The organism is Actinomycetota bacterium, assembly GCA_030017835.1.
Classification (GTDB): Bacteria; Actinomycetota; Aquicultoria; order UBA3085; family Oleimmundimicrobiaceae; genus Yes70-04.
Map to the genome: position 1 here is coordinate 1 of JASEGU010000051.1, position 3,128 is coordinate 3,128.

The 3,128-nt window shown below is 46.0% G+C and carries 4 protein-coding genes; all 4 read left to right on the forward strand.

The window, feature by feature from the left end; translation table 11 throughout:
- The coding region (locus tag QMD53_06990) for a helicase (GenBank protein MDI6800381.1) at positions 1-1,156 on the forward strand (1,156 nt) is incomplete at its 5' end.
- A gap of 27 nt (positions 1,157-1,183) precedes the next feature.
- On the forward strand, positions 1,184-1,744 hold the full coding sequence (locus QMD53_06995) for a hypothetical protein (protein ID MDI6800382.1): 561 nt from the start codon (positions 1,184-1,186) through the stop codon (positions 1,742-1,744).
- 23 nt (positions 1,745-1,767) lie between these two features.
- On the forward strand, positions 1,768-2,760 hold the full coding sequence (locus QMD53_07000) for a helicase-related protein (protein MDI6800383.1): 993 nt from the start codon (positions 1,768-1,770) through the stop codon (positions 2,758-2,760).
- A partial coding sequence (locus QMD53_07005; GenBank protein ID MDI6800384.1) for an NYN domain-containing protein occupies positions 2,757-3,128 on the forward strand: 372 nt, incomplete at its 3' end. The genes QMD53_07000 and QMD53_07005, both read left to right, overlap by 4 nt.

Here is a 3,128-nt window from a genome sequence, read left to right on the forward strand (position 1 = left end):
CGAAGAAGACCGAGATAAAGGAAGGGTCATCACCGGCTCCAGCAATTTCACCGCGTCCGGCCTGATAGACAACCTGGAATTTAACGTTGAGCTCAAGACTAGGGCAGACTATGATTTCGCTCAGCAAAAATTCAATGAACTTTGGAGAGATGGCGTAGATGTAAGCCAAAAATATATTGAGACGATACGGGCCAAAACTTGGCTAAACGATACGGTAACCCCCTATGAGCTCTACCTAAAGTTTCTCTACGAATATTTCAAGGACGACTTAAACAGGGTTGATGAGGTTTTCTATAAATTCATCCCCCAGGGCTTCAAAAGGTATGAGTACCAAGAAGAGGCGGTTTTGAACGCCAAGAAGATACTTGAGGAGTACGGCGGCGTCTTCATAGCCGATGTGGTTGGTCTTGGCAAGACATATGTCTCGGCTCTACTTGCCGATCAGCTCGATGGCCGAAATTTGGTGATAGCCCCGCCATTCTTACTGGAAGAAGATAACCCGGGTTCCTGGCGAAACATCTTTAAATATTTCAACATCCCTGCCTCTTACTGCTCAACCGGACAGCTCGACGATATTTTGAAACAAGATCTTGATATATATAAAAACGTCTTCATCGACGAGGCTCACCGTTTCAGGACTGAAAGCAACATAACCTACGAAACCTTGGCTCAGATCTGTCGGGGCAAGCGGGTTATCCTCGTTACGGCCACCCCTTATAATAATAGGCCAAAGGATATCTTAAGCCAGATAAAGCTCTTTCAGAAGGCAAGAAGAAGCACTATCCCAAACCTGCCCGATTTAGAACATTTCTTTTCCGCCCTTGAGAACCGCTTGGCCCTGGTCGATAGGCAGCAGGATTATGACCAATACATTAGGATAGTTAAGGAAAACGCTAAAGAGATTCGCGAGAAGGCCTTAAAGTATCTGATGGTGCGTCGCATCCGCTCGGAGATAGAGAAATATTACGCCAAGGATATCGAAGAACAAAAACTGAAATTTCCCGAGGTATCTGATCCCAAACCCATCTATTATATGCTCAATGAAGAGGAAGACGCGGTCTTTAACCATACCATCGAGCAGATTGCCAAAAATTTCAAGTATTCACGTTATACCCCCATGCTCTATTACGAAGGCAGTCTTGCCCAGCAGGAATAATTAGCCCAGAGGAATATGGGAAAATTTATGAAGATACTCCTGGTAAAAAGGCTGGAGAGCAGCTTCTATGCCTTCAAGAACACGATTGGCCGCTTCATCCATTCTTATGAGCAATTCTTGGGGGAATTCGACAAGGGCAAGGTTTATGTCAGCAAGAAGTATGCCGGCAAAATATTTGATCTATTGGAGAACGACGACGAAGAGGTCATCCAAAGGCTGCTAGATGATGATAAGGCTAAAGTATATGAAGCAAAGGATTTCAAGGAAGAATTTGCAGCACACCTCAAAAGCGATCTGCCCCTTCTCAGGGGCATCTACAAGCAATGGTCAAACATCGAGCGCGATCCCAAGATGGGCGCCTTTCTTGCTGAGCTATCTGCCAACCCAATCTTAAAACGTTACAAGATCATCATCTTCACCGAGTCCAAAGAGACGGCCGAGCATCTCTTTAGCCATCTACAAGAGAAGTTCTCCGGCCAGACCCTCTTATTTACCGGAAGCTCCAGCACCTTGGTTAGGGAGCAAGTCATCGAGAACTTCGATGCCCCAGAGCGCGTTCTCCCAAAGACGACATCCGCATCCTTGTAAGCACCGAGGTCTTATCTGAAGGCGTGAACCTAGACCGCTCCAACATCGTCATCAATTACGATATCCCCTGGAATCCAACCAGGTTGATTCAACGCGTCGGCCGCATCAACCGTGTCGATACCAAGTTCGACACCATCCACACCTTCAATTTCTTTCCGACCAAGCAATCGAACGATCAGATCAAACTGAAAGAACTGGCTCAGGCAAAAATAGATGCATTCATTTCCATGTTGGGCACCGATGCCAGGCTTTTGACCGAGGGTGAGCCGATAGAGTCTCACGAGCTTTTCGACCGCTTAAGTTCAAAACTGACCATCACCGGAGAGGGTGATGATGCTGAGAGCGAGCTTAAATATTTGCAACAGATAAAGGATCTGCGCAAGGATGATCCCGGGTTGTTTGATAGGATCAAAAGGCTGCCCAAGAAAGCCAGAACCGCCAGGTCCATCGAGTCGGCAGGCAGCAGCCTGCTCACCTATTTCCGCAAAGGTAAACTTCAGAAGTTCTATCTCTGCAAAAGAGGTGATGACTCAGAAGAGCTAGATTTTATTTCCGCCGCGGGGCTTCTTGAAACTGAGCCGGAAGCTGCCAGGGTCAAGATCTTATCCGACTATTTCGGGCTTTTAGACCAGAACAAAAAGGCTTTTCTCAACTCAACCCAAGAGGATGACGACCTGCCTAGTTCACGGGGCGGGCGGGATGGCGCCACCAAGCTGCTAAAGATCATAAAGACGCTTATCAGCATGGAAGGATTCACCGAAGAGCAAGAGGCTTACTTAAAGCTGGTCGCAAAGCGATTGGAAGAGGGAAGCCTACCCAAACAGACGATCAAAACGGCCCTTCAAGAATTAAACGGCGAATTGAAGCAAGGTCTTAACCAATTCAGGTTGTTGGGTTTAATACAGAAGAATATCCCAGGCGCGCTCTTGAAAGAGCACATCGCGGAGGGGGCGGCAAAGACTCATGGTCCGCGCGAAGTGATCTTATCCGAATACTTGGTTGGCGATGAGTCATGAAAGAAGAGCAAAATATTTACGCTTTTATAGATAGTCAAAATTTGAATCTGGCAATCAAGGATTGCGGTTGGGAGCTAGATTTTGCCAGATTCAGTATTTACTTGAAAGATAAATATAAGGTAAAGAAGGCATTTCTATTCATCGGTTATGTTCCGGGGAACGAATCACTCTACACTTATCTGCAAAAAGCCGGGTATATAGTCATCTTTAAGCCTACTTTGGAAATAAAAGATGGTGACAAGAGAAAGATTAAGGGAAATGTAGACGCAGAGCTTGTCTTGCACACCATGATCGAGTTTCCAAATTATGAAAAAGCAATCATCATTTCAGGTGATGGTGATTTTTACTGCTTGCTTGATGGAGTTGAC

Bases quoted from the DNA above. Each gene is read 5' to 3' on its own strand.
- QMD53_06995 (MDI6800382.1), top strand. From the start codon at position 1,184: ATGAAGATACTCCTGGTAAAAAGGCTGGAGAGCAGCTTCTATGCCTTC.